Here is a 17,295-nt window from a genome sequence, read left to right on the forward strand (position 1 = left end):
CAGGCCGCCCCCAAAGACATGACGGTCGGCTTCGCTGTCGTTCTCGCCACCATCTTCCTTGCCGCATTCGTACAGGGCACGACCGGCATGGGTTTCGCACTCATCGTCGTACCCGTGCTGGCGCTGGTAGAACCTCGCATGATACCGGGCGCCCTGCTCTATCTGATGCTTCCGCTCAATGCCTATGTGGCGGGGCGCGAGTTCCGGTCCATAGACATGCGGGGCGCCGGATGGATTACCCTGGGGCGCTTTGCCGGCACATTTGTCGGCCTATGGATACTTCTGCTGCTGTCCGCCTACTGGCTGAACATGGTGGTGGGTGTCAGCACCATACTGGCGGTGATCGCCTCCCTGATGGCGCCAGCCTTCACACCCGGCAGACGCGCATTCGGGCTGACAGGCGTGGTCACGGGTATTACCGAAACCGCTACGGGCATTGGCGGCCCCCCCTTGACGCTGGTGTACCAGCATGCGCCGGTGGCTACCCTGCGCTCCACCGTGGCGCTGTGCTTTCTGGTCGGCGAGATTATCTCGCTGACCGTACTGGTACTGTCGCAAAGCATAGGCTGGCCACAGTTGAGCTATGCACTGTACTGCCTTCCCGCCTTGTTGCTCGGCATGTGTGCAAGCCATTTGATCCACCACAGAATAAACCAGCGATTCCTGCGCAAGGGTGTACTGGTTTTTGCACTGGCTTCTGGCATAGTGGTGATCGTGACCACAGGCTGGAGTTGAGGTTCACATCGCAAAGAGTCATTCAACGCATTTTCATTAATACGTTCCAAGTACTTCGCAATACCTCAGTCCCATCCTGGTTAAAAACCCTGCGCAGGAAACAAACGACACCTGTCCCAACCCGCGTCGCCGAAGGGGTTCGAGAGTGCACACTCATTTGCACCCGTATCGTGTCTCCAATAAACACGGGTTTGAGCCACTGGCAATCTAATCCCGCGAGTGCAAGCCTGGATGAAGCGGTAAGCTGCGAAAAGAGCATCCGACTACATAGTCCCGAGGTGATTGCCAGCACAAGCAATCCATGTGCTGCACGCCTGCCAAATGGATGCCCTTGCGCGTATTCCGCATCCATATGCAGGGCATTAAAGTCTCCCGATACGCCAGCAAAATTAACTATATCGGCCTCTGTGACAGTCCGCGCTGGGCTCATGAGAAGCATGCCTTCTTGCATATCCTCATAATAAAAGACCATTTTTTCCACTTGAGACAGCTGCATATTCTACTTCCTTCTAGCTTCGACGCCCAGCACCCATACCTTCAAGGCGAACGGGAAATCTGCATACCGGGCCGTGCGCCGTATCCATAAACAACCCGCGTGAGCTATGTTGTGCCAATGCCGGTAACTGATCAAACTCAAACATGAGCATCACTGGCACATCCGCCTCTCGAAGCCGTCTTGCCAATGTTTCTCCATCCCACTTCAGTACAGCTTGCGCTAACGCCTCATTGATTTCTGTGGCGTGTTCACGACGGACTGCCATGCGCGCATATACAGGTGTTGCATATGGACCAATATCGATGACACTTAAAAGACGAACCCAGAAATGATCTTCCAGCGCCGCAATACTAAGGTAACGGCCATCTCTGGATTTGAACGCACCATATGCGGGACGTATGAAGAACTGACGACGGCCCGTGAAATCCTGGATTTGAGATGGTTGCAGCGTAAAAGCGCGTGAAATCATCCAATGCGTTACAGCTTCCGTAATAGCGACATCCAGATACTGTCCGCGGCCGGTTCGCTCTCGTTGGAACAACGCTGTAAGCAGGCCCGACATCCCATACATGGCGCCACACAGATCGGCCACGGGGACGCCTGCGCCAGGCATCGGCTCTCCCAGTGGTTCACCCGATAGCGCAAGCACCCCGCTGCACGCCAGATAGTTGATATCGTGACCGGGAAGCTTCGCATCGGGACCAGTTTGCCCATAGCCGGTGAGAGACACGTATATCAGTCGAGGACAGCTTGTCTTCAAACTACAGTAGTCCAATCCGTGGCGAGCCATCACACCAGGACGATAACCCTCTATCAATACATCAGCATGCAGTATGTGCTCCTTCGCCTTTTTATGGTCAGCTGGGTTTCGAAGGTCAAGCTGGATACATTCTTTGTGTTCATTCAGCACGCTGTACAAAGTAGGATTACTGCGTTGTAGCGCGTCGCCTACCAAAGGGCGCTCTATCTTCACTACATCTGCACCAAGCTCAAGCAGATTATGGGTGAGAAACGGCCCTGGCAATAACTCGGTAAAGTCGACCACGCGAATACCGTCCAATGGCAATCCTGACCCTTCTCGATTGCGCCTAGCCATCAATTTTCCCCATCTCTGCACGCCAATGGAGCCGCACGCGCATCAAGGCCCCACCCTACAATCACCGCATCTAATGGATACGCTCCTTGCCCTTCCCTACCAACCCAAACCGGATTCAAGTCCATTTCGGATAGAGAATTTAGATGCTCTACGGCAAAGTCAGACACCTTCACTAATAGATGGCAAAGCGCAGCAATGTCGCGCCTTGGTTGGCCACGCATGCCAGTAAGCAAGGGATAGCATCGCAACTCTTTCAGCATGGCAGACGCTTGTTCGTAGTCTACAGGTAGCATGCGTCTCGAAACATCTTTGAAAACCTCAACATACACGCCACCCAGGCCACATGTAATGATCAACCCCATAACGGGGTCTCGTGAGAGTCCGATAAGCATTTCCAGACCGCCCGACGGTGCCATAGCCTCTATTAAAATTCCGTCAATGTGTGTTTCAGGTAGCGATGATTGCACATTGGCGTGAATTTCGTTCCACGCATTTTCCAGATCGCAATCGCTTGCCAGACCCAAACGAACTCCACCCACATCAGACTTGTGCAGAATGTCCTCACCAACCACCTTGGCAACCACTGGATAACCAAGCTTGGAGGCAATCGAAATTGCCGCTTCCGGCGATGCCGCAATTTCACAACGGGGTATCTCAATACCGCTATGGCGCAGCCATCGCTTTGCCTGAAACTCGCCCATTACCGAAGGAGCATCCTCTATTACAAACTCGGGTGCAGAGAGCATTTTCGGCATGAACTCCCGCTTTCCCTCCTTCTGCCATGAGCCATAATCAATCCATCGCTTTATTGCCTTTACCGCCTTGCCTATGCTACGAATAGGTGGAAGGCCCGAGGCAGCCAACAACTGGTAGCCCGGGCCTTGCCGGTCACTCATCCAGACCGGAATGATGGGAACACGACTTTCACTATTAACTTTAATGATGCTCCGGACGGTGGCTTCAGTAACATCACCATAATCCAGCGCCATTGGGTACAGCACGAGCGACACCTCTGGATCATTGCATACTGCAATCAAAGTTCGATCAATAATGCTCATATCCTTAAGAACTGCCGTCGTGGTGTCTACCGGGTTAGCAATAGCCGCATAGGCTGGCAGGTTACAGCCCAGGATCTCGGAAGTCGGAGCTGAAAACTGAGCGAGCTCAATTCCCGCAAGGCCAATCGCGTCCGCCGCCAGCGCGGCAGTACCTCCCGAAGAGCAATAGACGGCGATCTTCGGCTTCATTTGATTGGGTAACCCACGAGACAGCAACCAGGCCGTATCTATAAGCTCATCGATATCGTCCACTTCCACAACACCCAGTTGCCGAAAGACTGCACTATTGATATCTGCGGATCCGGTGAGGGATGCTGTGTGAGACTGAGCAGCACGACGCCCATAATCAGAATGGCCAAGCTTGAATGCAACCACTGGCTTGCCAATACGCGCTGCATACCGCGCTGCCCTCATGAATCGAGGGCCATCCTTAATCCCTTCCAGCAAAGCAACAATGACTCGTATATCCTCCTTGCCAGCCATGTAGTGAATAAAATCAGCTACTTGCAAATCAAGCTCGTTTCCGGTTGAAGCCCATAAACCAATGCCAACCCCACGATCCATGGACTGCATAATGTTGCGACCCAGTCCCCCTCCTTGGGTCGCCAGCCCAACTGGCCCTGCTGACAAGTCGTTGCGGAAGGACGGGGAAAATGTAAAGCCAATCCTCTGATTGATATTGCATAAACCGGGGCAATTAGGCCCAAGGATGCGCATACCCGTACTTTCTACTATTTTCAGTAGTCGGTCAGCATACTCCCGTCCTTCCCCTCCTCCCTCACCAAACCCGGACGTGAATAAGACCGCAAACCTCACACCTAGTTGGCCACAGCGCTCCAGCGCCGCAACAGCCGCCGCCGCAGGCACAGCCACGACAACAAGATCAGGTATTTCAGGTAGGCTTTCAATATCCGGCCAGCTACGTCTGCCGGCCACAATCTCACGAGCGGGATTCACCAAGTAAACACCCCCCGCATAAGCAGAGAATTCCAATAGATTGCGCACGGCACGCCCACCGATACTCTGTGGATTGTCCGATGCACCCAGCACTGCCACGCTTCGCGGCGAGACCAGGCGGGAGAGATTTTGGTCGCCAATGTCCACTGTCCTCTTCCTCAAGAAATCGCCGACATGCCAAGAATTTCTCGGCCAATAATAAGAGTCTGTATTTCCGTCGTTCCCTCAGGGATCATGCCTCCACGCGTATCACGGAATATGCGCTCTACAGGGTAGTCCACGGAATAACCTAGGCCACCATGCACCTGCAATGCCATACTTGCAACCTCGTGTGCAGTTTCCGTGGCATATAATTTTGCGATAGAGCACTCCATCCGCGCAGACGAACCTTCCTGTAAAGCTGCAGCTGCTCGATATCCGAGGGCACGCGCAGCCTCAACGCGAACAGTCATGTCAACTATGTGTTTCTGAATCAACTGGAAGCCACCAATTGGCTTTCCAAACTGTTGCCTAGTGCGGGCGTAATCCACCGCCAAGTCAAGTGCTGCTTGCCCTGCCCCCACGGCCCCCATGGCAATGTTCAGCCTTGCTGCATTAAGGCCCGACATGACGTTTGAGAACGCTTTTCCTTCTTGGCCGAGCAAATTAGCACGTGGAATACGCACATCGGCGAAACCCAACTCCGCAGTTCCCGTACATCGTAATACCATGGTCTCAACTTTGCGGATGTCGTAAGCAGCGGCATCACGCTCAACCAGGAACAACGACAGTGCGCCATCGCACTCTGAGCTGAAGGTACGTGCCACGACAATACCAAAATCTGCAAATGCGCCATTGGTAATCCATAGCTTTCGACCATTCAGTATGTAGTGATCACCATCCAGATCCGCGCGAGTCTGAATCCCTGCGACATTTGACCCCGTGTCAGGTTCTGTAATTGCCATAAATGGGCGGCGATCACATTGGAGCAAGGGAACCAGAAATCTCTCTCTCTGTTCCGGAGTCGCTAATGCTGCGAGACGCAATATGGAGCCATTTATGATGTTGACGATGGTTCTCAAGGACATCCATGCATAGCCCATTTCCTCCATCATCATGGCCCAGGTCACATAGTCCAAGCCCATACCGCCCTGCTCCTCAGACAACAGCCCCCCTATAAAGCCAAAGTTCCGCAGACCCTTTAACAACTCGAATGGAAAGGTTCTCCTTTCCTCATGATGATTGATCACAGGCGTGACATTTTCCCTGACATAGCGTCTGATCACATCTCGCAATAATTCTTGTTCTTGACTTAGCTTGAACTGCATCATGCCTCCTTAGGTATTGGCTAGTGTCAATCAACGCCAGACGGACCACAAGAAGACGGTTTTGGCAACCGTGATGTGATGTTCAGCTTGCCAACTTCCACATCTTCAGACGAGAAGATTAGGTTTCTGACGTCTAGCAAGGCAGCCAGATAGCGGTCTCTGTTCTGAGACAATCTATCAGTTGGGCCAGCCAAAGACACAGCAATGGGCTCTCCATTGATAATGCCTGCGACGGCTAGCGCCGCAACACCAATTACGCCTTCGCCCTGCGTTTCAGACCATCCCCGCGATCGCGTCTCTTCAATATTTCTTTCGAGCAATGGCAGGCTAGTAACAGTATCGGGCGTCAACTTTCGCAGCGGTTTTATACGCAATTGCTGTTGTGCTTCCTCCTGAGGGATGACCGATAAAAGCGCTTTCCCCAGCGCGGATGCGTGCAATGCGATTTTTTCACCTACTTTCAGGATATAGCGCAGTTCGTAGCGTCCTTCGTTAAAACCTACGATCCGAACAAACCCCGATTCCAGGCGACCGCACAGTGCTGTTTCGCCGGTTTTCTCTGTCAAAGTCTCTATCGCTTCGGTACTTACCTGTGCCAGCGGGTCATTTTCTGCGATGCCCGAGGCAATAGCTTGCAGCCTGGATGTTGGATAAAAGCGCTTGGACCGGGCCATCCGCACGACATAGCCAGCCTGATGAAGCGTATGAAGCAGATCCGCACAACTGCTATCAGGTACGCCTATCAGGCGAGCTATTTCCGAATTACCAAGATCACGCCTCTCTCGCGCAAAGGTCTCGAAGATTGACATAACGCGCGTCACCGCTGGAATAGTTGCTGGCATAAAAACCTCCGGAATATCTAACGAATGGTAATAACACCGCATTCTCCTCCAGACATGCAGCGGGCGAAAAATGCCGCCCCAAAAAAGTCTTGAATCCCGCAACAAACACGATATACTGAATGCTATCACGATATTTCGTGATAAACAAAATTAAAATTTTCTCGAAGGAGCAAAGCATGACCAGAAGGAGACTATTTCTTGCATTGGCTGCCTTATGTCTTACAGGTAGCCCTATAGCTCGCGCCACAGACGCTTACCCAAATAAGCCAATAAGGTGGGTAGTTCCCTTTACGCCTGGCGGGATAACGGATACAACGTCTCGCATGATGGCCCAACGTCTATCAGAAGATCTCGGGCAGCCAGTAGTTGTTGAAAACAAACCAGGAGCAGGAGGTCAACTGGGCACAGAAGCCGTGGCGCGCGCATCAAATGACGGATATACGATCTTGTATGGCACCCAAGGCACTATCGCCGCTGCTCCGGCTCTCTATAAAACTTTGGCGTACAACCCCGATAAGGACTTCGTACCGGTTCACGCCATGTTTGCCACTCCAAATATTCTTGTTTCAGCCAAGAATCGGCCATATAAATCCGTCAAAGAGCTGGTCAGCTACGCCAAAGCCCATCCAGAAAAAGTCAATATGGCATCCTCTGGCATGGGAACAGGCTCTCACATGACGGGAGAATCTTTTCAGATGGCTGCCGGAATAAAAATGCTGCACGTGCCCTACAAGGGCAGTGCGCCGGCATTGAACGATCTTCTGGGCGGACAGGTAGATGTCCTCTTCGATTACCCGGTCAGCTCGGGCCCACATATCAAGAGTGGCGACCTTATCGCTTTGGCAGTGACCGCAAACAAGCGCCTTGCGAGCTTCCCTGATATCCCGTCGATTGTTGAAGCAGGCTATCCACAAGCAGTGAACTCAAGTTGGTCAGGAATTTTCGTACCCGCTGGCACACCATCTGAAATCGTAAACCGGCTTTCGGCTGCCATTGACAAGGCGCTGGCTTCCGAAGAGATCAAGGAGTACGCCAGCAAATATGGCGCAGAGATTCTTGCAGATTTGTCCGGCACGAAATTCACAAAATTCATCCAGGAAGAGCGCAAGCATTGGCAGGATGTCGTGGATTATTCAGGAGTGCACCTGGATCCAAAATGAATATAAAGGTACAGCATGACAGATTCTTCTTTCTCTCTTTTTAAGATTTCCGACAGCCAAAATCGTTTGGCGTTCAGCTTTCATCAGTGTGATAAATGCGGAGCACTGAGTTTCCCTGCAAACACTTTTGGTTGTCATCAATGCGGCGCACACACTGAAGATGGTCATACGATATCTCGGCCCGGCAAAGGAGTTTTGCGCACTGCCATTACCGTCTACGCCGATATATGCCCAGCCTTGAAGGCACCTTACGTTATCGGGGAGATAGAGCTTGCACCTGGCCTGATCGAGGAGGCTGTACTGGATGTCGGCAGTGAGGATGAGGTACATCCTGGCATGCTGATGGAGGCTGTATATATCCCTGACATAAAAGATAAGGCACTGATCCCGTGTCGTTTCAGGCCGACAGGAAACAAGTTGGAGATGGGGATATGAAGGGGCTGCTTAAGGAGCGCGCTGTATTTGTCATAGGTATTGGGATGCACCCTTATACCTTTCCCAATAAAAACAGCTTCGTGCCCATGGGGTTACGCGCTGTCAGGGAAGCACTGTGCGATGCGCAGATAGCCTGGGAGGCCGTTCAATCCGCCTATGTGGGGACGGCAGCCATAGGCATGGCTGCTGGAAGAGTGATGTTCCAGCATTTGGGCTCCACCGGACTACATGTAACGCAGGTGGAAAGCGCATCGGCATCGGGCTGTTCTGCTTTTCGACTTGGCTGCATGGACGTTGCTTCTGGCAATAACGACATCGTTCTAGCCATGGGGGTTGACAAGTTCGGTGATGGTAAGCGCGCTGCAAACAAGGATGGACTGCCTCGGCTTAGTCCCACCGCCACCATCCCTGCAGTCAAGTTTGCACTGCTTGCGCGCGAATACCTAGAGCGCCATGGTTTGCCGGTGGAGGCTATGGCCAAAGTTGCAGTAAAAAACCATGGCAATGCAGCCATGAATCCATATGCTCAGTTCCGTAAACAACGCTCGCTGGAGCAGGTTTTGGCTTCGCCGAAAGTGGCTGGCGACTTCACTGTACAGCAATGTTGTCCTCGCGGAGATGGCGCAGCCGCCGTCATTTTGGCATCGGGCTCTGCGCTTGATCGCTTGGGTTATCCGAAGCAGCGAGCAGTCCGCGTACTCGCCTCTGTAGCCAATAGCGAACGGAGAGGAACCAATCAAGAACCATCAGTTGTTGAAATGGTAAGAATGTCTTCCCAGCAAGCTTACGAGGAAGCCGGAATTGGCCCGAAAGATCTTGATTTGATAGAACTGCATGACGCATTCTCTATTGAGGAGCTGCTTTATACCGAAGCCATGGGGCTTTGCAAGCACGGAGAAGGTGCCCAATTTCTAGCAGATGGGGCCAGCGCAATAAATGGTCAATGCGCCGTGAATTCTTCTGGAGGTCTTCTTGGCATGGGGCACCCACTCGGCCCTACGGGTATAGGACAAATAGCAGAAATTGTTCGGCAGATTCGCGGCGAAGCTCAGGTACGCCAACATGCTCGATCGAAACTCGGTCTGGCACATATGATCGGACTTGGGTCAGTCTCCTTTGCTCATGTTTTGGCCTCATGGGGCGAAACTAGTTGATGCGCGTTATTCATTTTTCAATCACAGAAAACAACATGATGGAAATCGGAACTCTGCTCTACGAACTAATTGACAACGTAGCCGTAGTAACAATTAATCGCCCAGAAAGAATGAATACACTGGGAGGCACATTGAAACAAGATTTGGCTACAGTATTCTTCGATAATATTCGCAATGACAATGCTGCACGCTGCGTTCTTTTAACCGGAATGGGAGAGCGCGCATTCTGTGCTGGGGCAGACATAAAAGAGCGTTCGGCCAGTACACTAACGATGTATGAATACCATGTTCAGCAGCGGCGTACACATGATCTGTTCAGCGGAATTGAGAATTTTGAGAAACCGGTAATCGCAGCATTGAATGGGGTCGCGCTGGGCGGCGGCCTGGAGTTGGCGCTTTGCTGTGATATGCGAATTGCAGCAGAGCATGCTCGTCTTGGTTTACCCGAAGTAAAGCTAGGTGTCATTCCAGCTGCCGGCGGAACGCAACGACTCGCTAGACTAATAGGTATGGGTAAAGCAAAGGAACTTATATACACATCCAGGTTGATCGACGCATACGAAGCATCTCAAATTGGTTTGGTTAACCAAGTATCCCCTGCAGCCAAATTACGCGAATCCGCAATGGCATTGGCGCAAAAAATAGCATCACAGCCACCACTCGCAGTTCGGCTTGCAAAAGACGCGATAAATTTGGGTGGCCAGGTCGACCTCGAAAGCGCGTTGCAATTTGAGCGCTATGCAGCTGCCATGCTCGTCGAAAGTGACGACAAAGCGGAAGGCATGAGGGCATTTATCGAAAAAAGGCAGCCGAAATTCAAAGGCAGATGAGCCAGCCACCAGCAAGTCACGATATGGACAGCAAAAAGGAATAGAACATGGATCTTCGGCTAAAAGGTAAAGTAGCATTGGTAACGGGTGGGGGCCAAGGCGTGGGAAGAGGCATATGCCGAATGCTGGCACAGGAGGGAGCGTTGGTCCTGGTCAACGATCTCTTCGAACAACGGGCGCACTCGGTATCGGATGAAATCCGTTCTGAAGGCGGCACTGCGTTCCCAGTAGTTGCGAATATTATTGAACAGGTAGCCATGGAGTCCGTGGTCAATAAATGCCTTGCTCAAGCCGGCCTGGGAGGGATAGATATCCTGGTAAATAATGCCGGAATTGTTCCTGAGAGACGCGAAAAGGGCGGCATCCCTCCAAACTTTCTAGATATGCCCCCAGAAGACTGGAAAAAAATCGTCGATCTGAATGTGTACGGCACTATGAATTGTTGCCGCATGGTACTTCCCGGAATGCGGGAAAAGGGTGGAGGAAAGATTGTCAGCATAATGTCCGAGGCAGGCCGTCTTGGGGAGGCTCATCTTGCCGTCTACTCAGGCGCAAAAGCCGCGATACTAGGCTTTTCAAAAGCCATTGCACGGGAACACGGCCGAGACCGAATCAATGTAAATGTTGTGGCACTGGGAGCCGTTTCACACGAAGGGATCAAAAACGGCGCCTTGCATCCGGACTCAACTCCTGAAAACAATGAGCGTCTTGCAAAGATGCTGAAAGCCTACCCTATTGCACGAGGGCTGAAACGCCTATGCCGCCCAGAAGATGTAGCCAACACGGTCGCATTTCTCTCATCTGATCGATCAGCCTTCATAACTGGCGAAACAATCAGTGTGAGTGGCGGCTTTGCCATGATATAGACTTTTCCGACATGCGGCGGCGTATGAGCATATATCCTCCGCTTTGCGCAGAACAGTCAATATTCTTCAACCACCATCTAATAGCCGGATAAACTTATGAACAAACCCCGTTGGACACGGCGCCCCGAAAGATCAAACTGGGGGGATTTCGGTGCTGACGATGAGCTGGGGCGTCTTAACCTGATAGACCACAACGCGGTGTTAAGAGGTGTGCGTGAAGTCAAGGAAGGACGAAGCTTCTGTTTGAGCCTTCCTCTTGATTATCCTGGTGGGAATGTTTTAAGTCCTCGACGACATCCTCCGAAGCTGTGTCCCACCTTCAGGGATGACAAGCCTGTTTATAACCTTCCTCTTGACGAGAGTGGGCTCACCCATACGGACGTTCTGAGCGACGACGCCGTGCTGCTTCATACTCAATACTCCACGCAGTGGGATAGCTTTGCTCATGTCGGAAAACTGTATGACGCAACCGGAACCGGAGCACCAAAACCCATTTACTATAACGGATACCGTGGCGGTGACGACATTGTTGGCCCATCGGAGTCCAATGGTCGCCCCATAGGCGCACAAAGGCTGGGAATTGAGACGATGGCGGTTAAGGCGATACAAACCAGAGGCGTCCTAGTCAATCTATTCTCTCGCTTCGGACGTGATAGAAAACTGGTCAACTATGATGATTTAATGCGTATCATTGACGAAGACCAAATTTCCATCGAGTCTGGTGACATACTCTGCCTATATACGGGCTTTGCTGACATGGTCATGCAAATGAAAGGGAAACCCGACCCGCAGCTGCTTGCCTCCAGCCATTCGGTGCTTGATGGAAGATGTACCTCGTTGCAGAACTGGATCGTAGATAGCAATATTGCCGCAATAGCGGCAGATAATTATGCGGTTGAAGCGTTACCGCCTGCCCCAGCTGTAGCTGCACCATGTGCTAGGCTGCCACTGCATGAGTTATGCCTTTTTGGCTACGGCATCCCTCTAGGAGAACTTTGGCTGCTTGGCGAACTCGCAAGCGCTCTGGAAAAAAGCAAGCGTCATGGATTCCTGTTGACAGCCCCGCCACTACGGTTAACTGGAGCCGTGGGATCACCTGTCACGCCTGTTGCCACGCTTTAATTACCCCTATCAACTGTCCGCAGAAATATATTAGCCAGCACCTCCAGGCGGCGCACATGATTCGCGCACAATAAACTCATACGGTATCAGTTCTTTGGTTGGCGCAGTACCAATATGGTCGGCATCATCATTGCCTCGCCTACCATTGATTCGCTCAAGCAGCAACAGTCTTGCTTTTTGGGCAATCTGCTCAATTGGTGTGCGCAGCGCCGTCAAAGGAGGATCATAAGTCTGGGCAAACTCTGTATCCCCCAAGGCAATAACCGATATGTCAGCGGGCACACGCAAACCCATTCTTGAAATTGCTCGCAAAGCGCTGATCAGCGTGTAGGTGCCCTGTACTATCATTGCCGTCGGCGGCTCATCCGAACGCAAAGTCTGCATCATATCTTCAAAGACGGAACTGGTGGAAGTAGCCTCTTGCATGATCAGGTTCGGGACATCCAGCCCAAGTTCCCTGAATGCTGCCTTATATCCCGCAAGCCGCCGCCGCACTGGTCTACTGTGACCATGCCAGAGAGCAATTCCTATGCGCTGATGGCCCAAAGAAATCAAGTGCTTTACGGCAGTTTTTACCCCATTGAAATGATCCAAAAGAATTGCGTCGCAATCCACAGCCATGTCGCGATCATAAATAACAACAGGCATGCTAAGACGATTCACGGCATCCAGCACTTCAGCATGTCTTTCGTTACCCGGCGCAATTATTACCCCGTCCATGCCGCGAAGCTGGAACGTCCGCAATATTTCAATTTCACGCTCTGGGTCATTCAATCCATTGCTTAGCAGCAACATGTAACCATCCGGGCGAAAGCAGCCTTCCAGAGCGCGAAATGCACGTGCATATAGCGGATTGCTCACGTCGGAAAATAGACATCCTATTGTCTTGCTGGTCTGCGAACGCAGTGATTGAGCAGCATGGTTTGGTCGATACTGAAGTACCGACACCGCCCGCTCAACCTTGACACGCACATCCTCGGTCACGTTAGGCGCATTGTTCAACACGCGCGATGCGCTCCCAACTGATACGCCTGCTAGTGCCGCCACATCACGGATACTAATTTTTTTCACGTCTTGAAAGCCCATTTTTGCAGCCAGTATAGCCTTCCTCACCCGCCTCTATCGATCCTTCATCCTAAACACGTCAACTCTTTCGCCCCGCCCCATCACGATCCCATTCACTGTCATAGGCAATAAGAAAAAACAACACTTGATGAAACGATTCATATGAGTTTAAAATGTGATTCGTCAATAGATTATTTATCTTTTATTAAAGTTCGATGAAACGTTATTTAGACTTCAAATCACCCATATTTTCTTGCTTTTTTGAGTCGCAGGAGACCGAAACCTCATGAACGAAACTGCGTCCGTCCACCAAGGGGGCACACTTGGAGACATGATTGTCACATCGATTCGCAGGTTTCCAGATCGAGTGGCGTTTATCGACGGCCAAACAAAGATCAGCTACCAAGAACTAGGAGATCTCATATGCAAGGCCGTTGAAAATTTTCGGAGACTTGGCTTACGCCGGGGTGACGGCGTGATCCAACTTTCGGGAAACCGTCCCGAAACGTTCGTGATTATGGCCGCTGCTTACCTCATGGGTTTGCGCTCGATCACCCTGCACACCATGGGTGGCATTGAAGATCATAAGTACATCGTCCAGGACGCTAAAGCAGCGGTTTTCATAGCCAGTTCTTCTTATGAGGAACGAGCCCGCGAGATTCATGAAACCTGTCATGATGCTGTCAATCATTGGTTCTCTCACTCCTGCAACAGCCAATTCGTCGACTTTTGGCAGGTACACAATGAAGGAGCTGCAGAAGAGCTTAGATGCGAAGCCATGCCGACCGACATCGTACGCTTGGCATATACGGGAGGAACGACTGGAAGACCGAAAGGGGTCATGTTAACCAGCCGTTCCCTTTGGATGCAGGCTACCCTTTTACTTGCTGCTCGTCCGCTGCCGAAGGACGTCATATTGCTATGCCCAACGCCTATCTCACATGGCGCGGGAGCGATGATCGTTCCGACCCTCTGGCGGGGAGGCACCATCATTCTTCAACAGGGATTCGATCCAGAAAAATTTCTAAATGCAATCGAACACCATCGGGCATCAATGACATTTCTCGTTCCAACCATGATCTACACGCTTCTCGATCATCCTCTATGCAAAAGGTTGGATCTGTCTTCACTGAAAATTCTGTCTTACGGCGCTTCTCCCATGTCACCGTCGCGTATCCGCGAGGCACTTGAAGTATTCGGACCCATACTGATGCAAAGCTATGGTCAAACTGAATGTCCGAGCAACATCCTGCATCTCTCCCCCAGCGACCATATGCGTGAAGATGCAACCATCCTTGAATCAGCCGGCCTGCCTTATCCGGGCGTGACAGTTACGCTGCGAGACGATGATGGGAACGAGGTCCAAGACGGCCAGGTTGGGGAACTGTGTGTACGCAGCCCCTTGGTTATGGAGGGATATTGGAACCTGCCCGAACTGACGGCGCAGGTCACGAAGGGGGGATGGCTTCACACTGGGGATATGGCGTTCCGCGATACTCACGGCTACTTCCACCTTGTAGATCGAAAGAAGGACATGATCATCTCCGGCGGCTTCAATGTTTATCCCAAGGAAGTCGAGGATGCATTAGCCACACACCCCTCTGTACTTGCAGCAGCAGTTATCGGCGTTCCAGATTCCAAATGGGGAGAGGCGGTGAAAGCAATCGTCGTGCGACGTAGTGGGCATGACGTGGACGCATCAACGCTCATTGAGTTTGTCAAGAAATCCAAAGGCACCGTCAATACTCCCAAGTCGATTGACTTCGTGGACGAACTGCCCCTCACCGGTCTCGGGAAGCCCGACAAGAAAAAGCTAAGACATGTCTACTGGCACAACTTGAAGCGCGCCGTCCACTGAATTTGATATTTATTGCCTGTACATCAACAGCATTCTGAGGTCATCGCAACATGAAACACGATAATTTAGCTCGATCATTGGAGGGCCGCATAGCAATAGTTACTGGAGCTGGATCGCGCTCAGACGGCATCGGCAATGGCCGTGCTTCCGCCATCCTGCTTGCCCGCCACGGTGCGCGCGTAGCTTTAATAGACAGCACGCCCGCATGGGCCGAGAAAACACTTGACATGATCAGGCAAGAGGCTGGAGATGGCTATGTACTTGAGTGTGATGTGAGCGTAGACAGCGATTGCAGCCAAGCAGTGAAAGAAACTATAGCCCGTTGGGGCAAGGTTGATATTCTCGTCAATAACGTTGGTATTGGCGGCCCAACTGGGTCAGCAGTAGATGTTGATCTGGAGGAGTGGGACAAAGCTCTGCGAGTTAATGTCACATCCATGATGCTCATGGCACGACATTGCATTCCAGATATGCGTTCAAGAAAAAAGGGATCAATCATAAACGTAGCATCTGTTGCCGGGCTGATCGGAGGTCACCCTTCACTGTTATATCCCACCTCAAAAGGAGCTGTGGTCAATATGACCCGCGCGATGGCGGCACATCATGGCGCTGAAGGCATCCGAGTGAATTGCGTGGCTCCAGGCATGGTTTATACGCCCATGGTCTACGCCAACGGTATGAGCCAAGAACGCCGCATTCACCGGCGCAATCGATCATTACTACAAACAGAGGGCACAGCCTGGGATGTAGGCAATGCAATCCGATACCTCGCTAGCGACGAAGCAGGTTGGGTAACCGGTGCCATATTGCCTGTAGACGCGGGAGCTACCGCCGGACGGCATTCATATTAGCGGATTTACCTTCCGCCTATACACCAAAGGAGAAAACATGAAAAAGCGTACTTATGTTGCATTATTTTTGTCAGCTATGGCCTTGTTCGCAGCTCGAGTTGCATGTGCAAACGAGGACTCATACCCCAACAAACCCATCACAATTGTCGTACCGTTTTCCGCCGGCGGCATTTCAGATAATCAAACTAGGCTCATAGCGGAAAAACTATCCAAGGCATTCAAGCAGTCCGTCGTCGTGCTAAATAAGGTGGGCGCAAGCGGAATGATAGGTGCAGAGTATGTAGCCCGCTCTCAACCTGATGGGTATACCCTGCTCTACGGTACTCATGGCACACAAGCAGCCAACCTAGCTTTATACGACGACATTCGATTCAATCCACCCAAGGACTTGAAGGCTGTGCATTCTCTATGGAGACAATCCAGCATTCTTGTCACAGGCAGCGCCACTCCATATAAAACACTGCAAAATCTAATAGATGCAGCCAAAGCCGCACCAGGAAAAATCAACTACGGCTCAGCGGGGAAGGGCACCCAAACGCATCTTGCCGCTGAGAATCTTCAGTCTGTGGCGGGCGTTGAGTTTACACACGTGCCATATAAGGGTAGCGCACCTGCACTCACAGATCTGATAGCAGGGCAAATCGATATCATGTTCAACTACCCCGAAAGCACGACTCAATTTATTCAACAAGGGAAGCTGCGTGCACTCGCTGTCAACGGCGCCAATCGACTGACCGTACTTCCCGATGTTAAAACCATGGGGGAGCTAGGTTACCCGGACGCGGCACTTGAGGGTTGGTCGGGAATATTTGCACCAGCGGGTACGCCGGATGCGGTGATCAGCAAATTGGCGGGAGAAATAGCCAAGGCGACGCACGACCCCAAGATAGAAGCATCCATGAAGAAAATTGGTAGCTTCACCATGGACCTTTCGGGGCCGGACTTCCAGAAATTCGTCGAATCCGAGGTGCCACATTGGAGGAGTATTGTTGAATCTTCTGGAGCCAAGAACAATTAATACTCGTCCGGCCTTCATCTCCTATGGGCAGCCATATGCAAACCCACATACCCCGCATACAGAATTAGCCATGGCCACGTGTGCTCAGAGGGAAAGACGTGAATCCAGCCCCATAACATCACCTGCATGAAATAATAATCATCACGTATTGCAAATAATGGCTGGTATGCGCATCTATATTATCGATCGCGAGACGATAAGCAGAAGGCAGCATACGCCCCATGACCGACACCAGCGACACGCTCTGGATCAAGAATCCGCTGGCCTGCTCCGATCCGGAAGCGGCTGGCGGGGTGCTGGTGGCAATTCCCCCGCGCTCAACAAGCCTCTATTTTCCTGGCTGACCACACTGTACGACGTGTGGGCGGGGCTGGACGATGCGCAACTGGAAGTGTCTCGCAAAAATTCAAGCCGGGGCAACACCGGACATGGACGAGAATCAACC

Annotated in this window: 17 protein-coding genes; 11 read left to right on the forward strand and 6 right to left on the reverse strand. The window is 51.7% G+C overall.

The window, feature by feature from the left end; translation table 11 throughout:
- The first annotated feature begins 18 nt into the window (after positions 1-18).
- On the forward strand, positions 19-735 hold the full coding sequence (locus ERD78_RS03430; protein ID WP_129967847.1) for a sulfite exporter TauE/SafE family protein: 717 nt from the start codon (positions 19-21) through the stop codon (positions 733-735).
- 22 nt (positions 736-757) lie between these two features.
- On the opposite strand, the gene ERD78_RS03435 is transcribed toward ERD78_RS03430, so the two are convergent.
- Genes ERD78_RS03435 through ERD78_RS03455 form a run of 5 tightly spaced genes read right to left on the reverse strand, consistent with a single transcriptional unit; the run spans position 758 to position 6,491 of the window.
- On the reverse strand, positions 758-1,231 hold the full coding sequence (locus ERD78_RS03435) for a MaoC/PaaZ C-terminal domain-containing protein (protein WP_209019937.1): 474 nt from the start codon (positions 1,229-1,231) through the stop codon (positions 758-760).
- A 13-nt stretch (positions 1,232-1,244) separates the two neighbouring features.
- Positions 1,245-2,291: a CaiB/BaiF CoA transferase family protein gene (locus tag ERD78_RS03440; RefSeq protein ID WP_245152311.1), complete on the reverse strand. Its 1,047-nt coding sequence runs from the start codon at positions 2,289-2,291 to the stop codon at positions 1,245-1,247.
- A gap of 35 nt (positions 2,292-2,326) precedes the next feature.
- A complete protein-coding gene (locus ERD78_RS03445; RefSeq protein WP_245152312.1) occupies positions 2,327-4,489 on the reverse strand; it encodes an acetate--CoA ligase family protein in 2,163 nt (720 codons plus the stop codon).
- Between the two features lie 11 nt (positions 4,490-4,500).
- Positions 4,501-5,649 carry an acyl-CoA dehydrogenase family protein gene (locus ERD78_RS03450; protein WP_129968325.1) on the reverse strand — a complete coding sequence of 383 codons (1,149 nt, stop codon included), beginning with the start codon at positions 5,647-5,649 and terminating at the stop codon, positions 4,501-4,503.
- A gap of 26 nt (positions 5,650-5,675) precedes the next feature.
- On the reverse strand, positions 5,676-6,491 hold the full coding sequence (locus ERD78_RS03455) for an IclR family transcriptional regulator (RefSeq protein ID WP_129967849.1): 816 nt from the start codon (positions 6,489-6,491) through the stop codon (positions 5,676-5,678).
- 323 nt (positions 6,492-6,814) lie between these two features.
- On the opposite strand from ERD78_RS03455, the gene ERD78_RS03460 reads away from it, so the two are divergent.
- From ERD78_RS03460 to ERD78_RS03485, 6 genes are all read left to right on the forward strand, one after another.
- Positions 6,815-7,651, forward strand: a complete 837-nt coding sequence (locus ERD78_RS03460; protein ID WP_245152313.1) for a Bug family tripartite tricarboxylate transporter substrate binding protein — start codon at positions 6,815-6,817, stop codon at positions 7,649-7,651.
- 15 nt (positions 7,652-7,666) lie between these two features.
- Positions 7,667-8,086: a Zn-ribbon domain-containing OB-fold protein gene (locus ERD78_RS03465; protein WP_129967851.1), complete on the forward strand. Its 420-nt coding sequence runs from the start codon at positions 7,667-7,669 to the stop codon at positions 8,084-8,086.
- On the forward strand, positions 8,083-9,240 hold the full coding sequence (locus ERD78_RS03470) for a thiolase family protein (RefSeq protein WP_129967852.1): 1,158 nt from the start codon (positions 8,083-8,085) through the stop codon (positions 9,238-9,240). Before ERD78_RS03465 ends, ERD78_RS03470 begins: the two co-directional genes overlap by 4 nt.
- A gap of 35 nt (positions 9,241-9,275) precedes the next feature.
- A complete protein-coding gene (locus ERD78_RS03475) occupies positions 9,276-10,070 on the forward strand; it encodes an enoyl-CoA hydratase/isomerase family protein (protein ID WP_306669762.1) in 795 nt (264 codons plus the stop codon).
- Between the two features lie 47 nt (positions 10,071-10,117).
- Entirely contained in the window at positions 10,118-10,936 is an 819-nt protein-coding gene (locus ERD78_RS03480) for an SDR family NAD(P)-dependent oxidoreductase (RefSeq protein ID WP_129967853.1), read from the forward strand.
- 96 nt (positions 10,937-11,032) lie between these two features.
- Positions 11,033-12,058 (forward strand): cyclase family protein, encoded by a 1,026-nt coding sequence (locus ERD78_RS03485; protein WP_129967854.1) that lies wholly within the window; start codon positions 11,033-11,035, stop codon positions 12,056-12,058.
- A gap of 30 nt (positions 12,059-12,088) precedes the next feature.
- Here ERD78_RS03485 and ERD78_RS03490 read toward each other — a convergent pair whose 3' ends face one another.
- Positions 12,089-13,144 (reverse strand): LacI family DNA-binding transcriptional regulator, encoded by a 1,056-nt coding sequence (locus tag ERD78_RS03490; RefSeq protein WP_129967855.1) that lies wholly within the window; start codon positions 13,142-13,144, stop codon positions 12,089-12,091.
- A 265-nt stretch (positions 13,145-13,409) separates the two neighbouring features.
- Here ERD78_RS03490 and ERD78_RS03495 point away from each other — a divergent pair, with 265 nt between their 5' ends.
- The 4 genes from ERD78_RS03495 to ERD78_RS20095 all read left to right on the forward strand — a co-directional run bounded on the left by ERD78_RS03495 (position 13,410) and on the right by ERD78_RS20095 (position 17,194).
- Complete coding sequence (locus tag ERD78_RS03495; RefSeq protein WP_129967856.1) at positions 13,410-14,981, forward strand: AMP-binding protein; 1,572 nt, start codon at positions 13,410-13,412, stop codon at positions 14,979-14,981.
- A 50-nt stretch (positions 14,982-15,031) separates the two neighbouring features.
- Positions 15,032-15,832, forward strand: a complete 801-nt coding sequence (locus tag ERD78_RS03500; RefSeq protein WP_129967857.1) for an SDR family NAD(P)-dependent oxidoreductase — start codon at positions 15,032-15,034, stop codon at positions 15,830-15,832.
- A gap of 37 nt (positions 15,833-15,869) precedes the next feature.
- Positions 15,870-16,850, forward strand: a complete 981-nt coding sequence (locus tag ERD78_RS03505; RefSeq protein ID WP_129967858.1) for a Bug family tripartite tricarboxylate transporter substrate binding protein — start codon at positions 15,870-15,872, stop codon at positions 16,848-16,850.
- A gap of 221 nt (positions 16,851-17,071) precedes the next feature.
- Entirely contained in the window at positions 17,072-17,194 is a 123-nt protein-coding gene (locus tag ERD78_RS20095) for a hypothetical protein (protein ID WP_257216461.1), read from the forward strand.
- Positions 17,195-17,295 lie beyond the last annotated feature (101 nt).

It is taken from the genome of Allopusillimonas soli (genome assembly GCF_004153445.1).
Lineage (GTDB): Bacteria > Pseudomonadota > Gammaproteobacteria > Burkholderiales > Burkholderiaceae_B > Allopusillimonas > Allopusillimonas soli.

Excerpts from the sequence above, each read along its gene's own strand:
- ERD78_RS03455 (WP_129967849.1), bottom strand. The coding sequence starts at position 6,491 with ATGCCAGCAACTATTCCAGCGGTGACGCGCGTTATGTCAATCTTCGAG.
- ERD78_RS03475 (WP_306669762.1), top strand. The coding sequence starts at position 9,276 with ATGATGGAAATCGGAACTCTGCTCTACGAACTAATTGACAACGTAGCC.
- ERD78_RS03465 (WP_129967851.1), top strand. The coding sequence starts at position 7,667 with ATGACAGATTCTTCTTTCTCTCTTTTTAAGATTTCCGACAGCCAAAAT.
- ERD78_RS03485 (WP_129967854.1), top strand. The coding sequence starts at position 11,033 with ATGAACAAACCCCGTTGGACACGGCGCCCCGAAAGATCAAACTGGGGG.
- ERD78_RS03435 (WP_209019937.1), bottom strand. The coding sequence starts at position 1,231 with ATGCAGCTGTCTCAAGTGGAAAAAATGGTCTTTTATTATGAGGATATG.
- ERD78_RS03460 (WP_245152313.1), top strand. The coding sequence starts at position 6,815 with ATGATGGCCCAACGTCTATCAGAAGATCTCGGGCAGCCAGTAGTTGTT.
- ERD78_RS03480 (WP_129967853.1), top strand. The coding sequence starts at position 10,118 with ATGGATCTTCGGCTAAAAGGTAAAGTAGCATTGGTAACGGGTGGGGGC.
- ERD78_RS03490 (WP_129967855.1), bottom strand. The coding sequence starts at position 13,144 with ATGGGCTTTCAAGACGTGAAAAAAATTAGTATCCGTGATGTGGCGGCA.
- ERD78_RS03450 (WP_129968325.1), bottom strand. The coding sequence starts at position 5,649 with ATGCAGTTCAAGCTAAGTCAAGAACAAGAATTATTGCGAGATGTGATC.
- ERD78_RS03500 (WP_129967857.1), top strand. The coding sequence starts at position 15,032 with ATGAAACACGATAATTTAGCTCGATCATTGGAGGGCCGCATAGCAATA.
- ERD78_RS20095 (WP_257216461.1), top strand. The coding sequence starts at position 17,072 with ATGACCGACACCAGCGACACGCTCTGGATCAAGAATCCGCTGGCCTGC.
- ERD78_RS03495 (WP_129967856.1), top strand. The coding sequence starts at position 13,410 with ATGAACGAAACTGCGTCCGTCCACCAAGGGGGCACACTTGGAGACATG.
- ERD78_RS03430 (WP_129967847.1), top strand. The coding sequence starts at position 19 with ATGACGGTCGGCTTCGCTGTCGTTCTCGCCACCATCTTCCTTGCCGCA.
- ERD78_RS03470 (WP_129967852.1), top strand. The coding sequence starts at position 8,083 with ATGAAGGGGCTGCTTAAGGAGCGCGCTGTATTTGTCATAGGTATTGGG.
- ERD78_RS03505 (WP_129967858.1), top strand. The coding sequence starts at position 15,870 with ATGAAAAAGCGTACTTATGTTGCATTATTTTTGTCAGCTATGGCCTTG.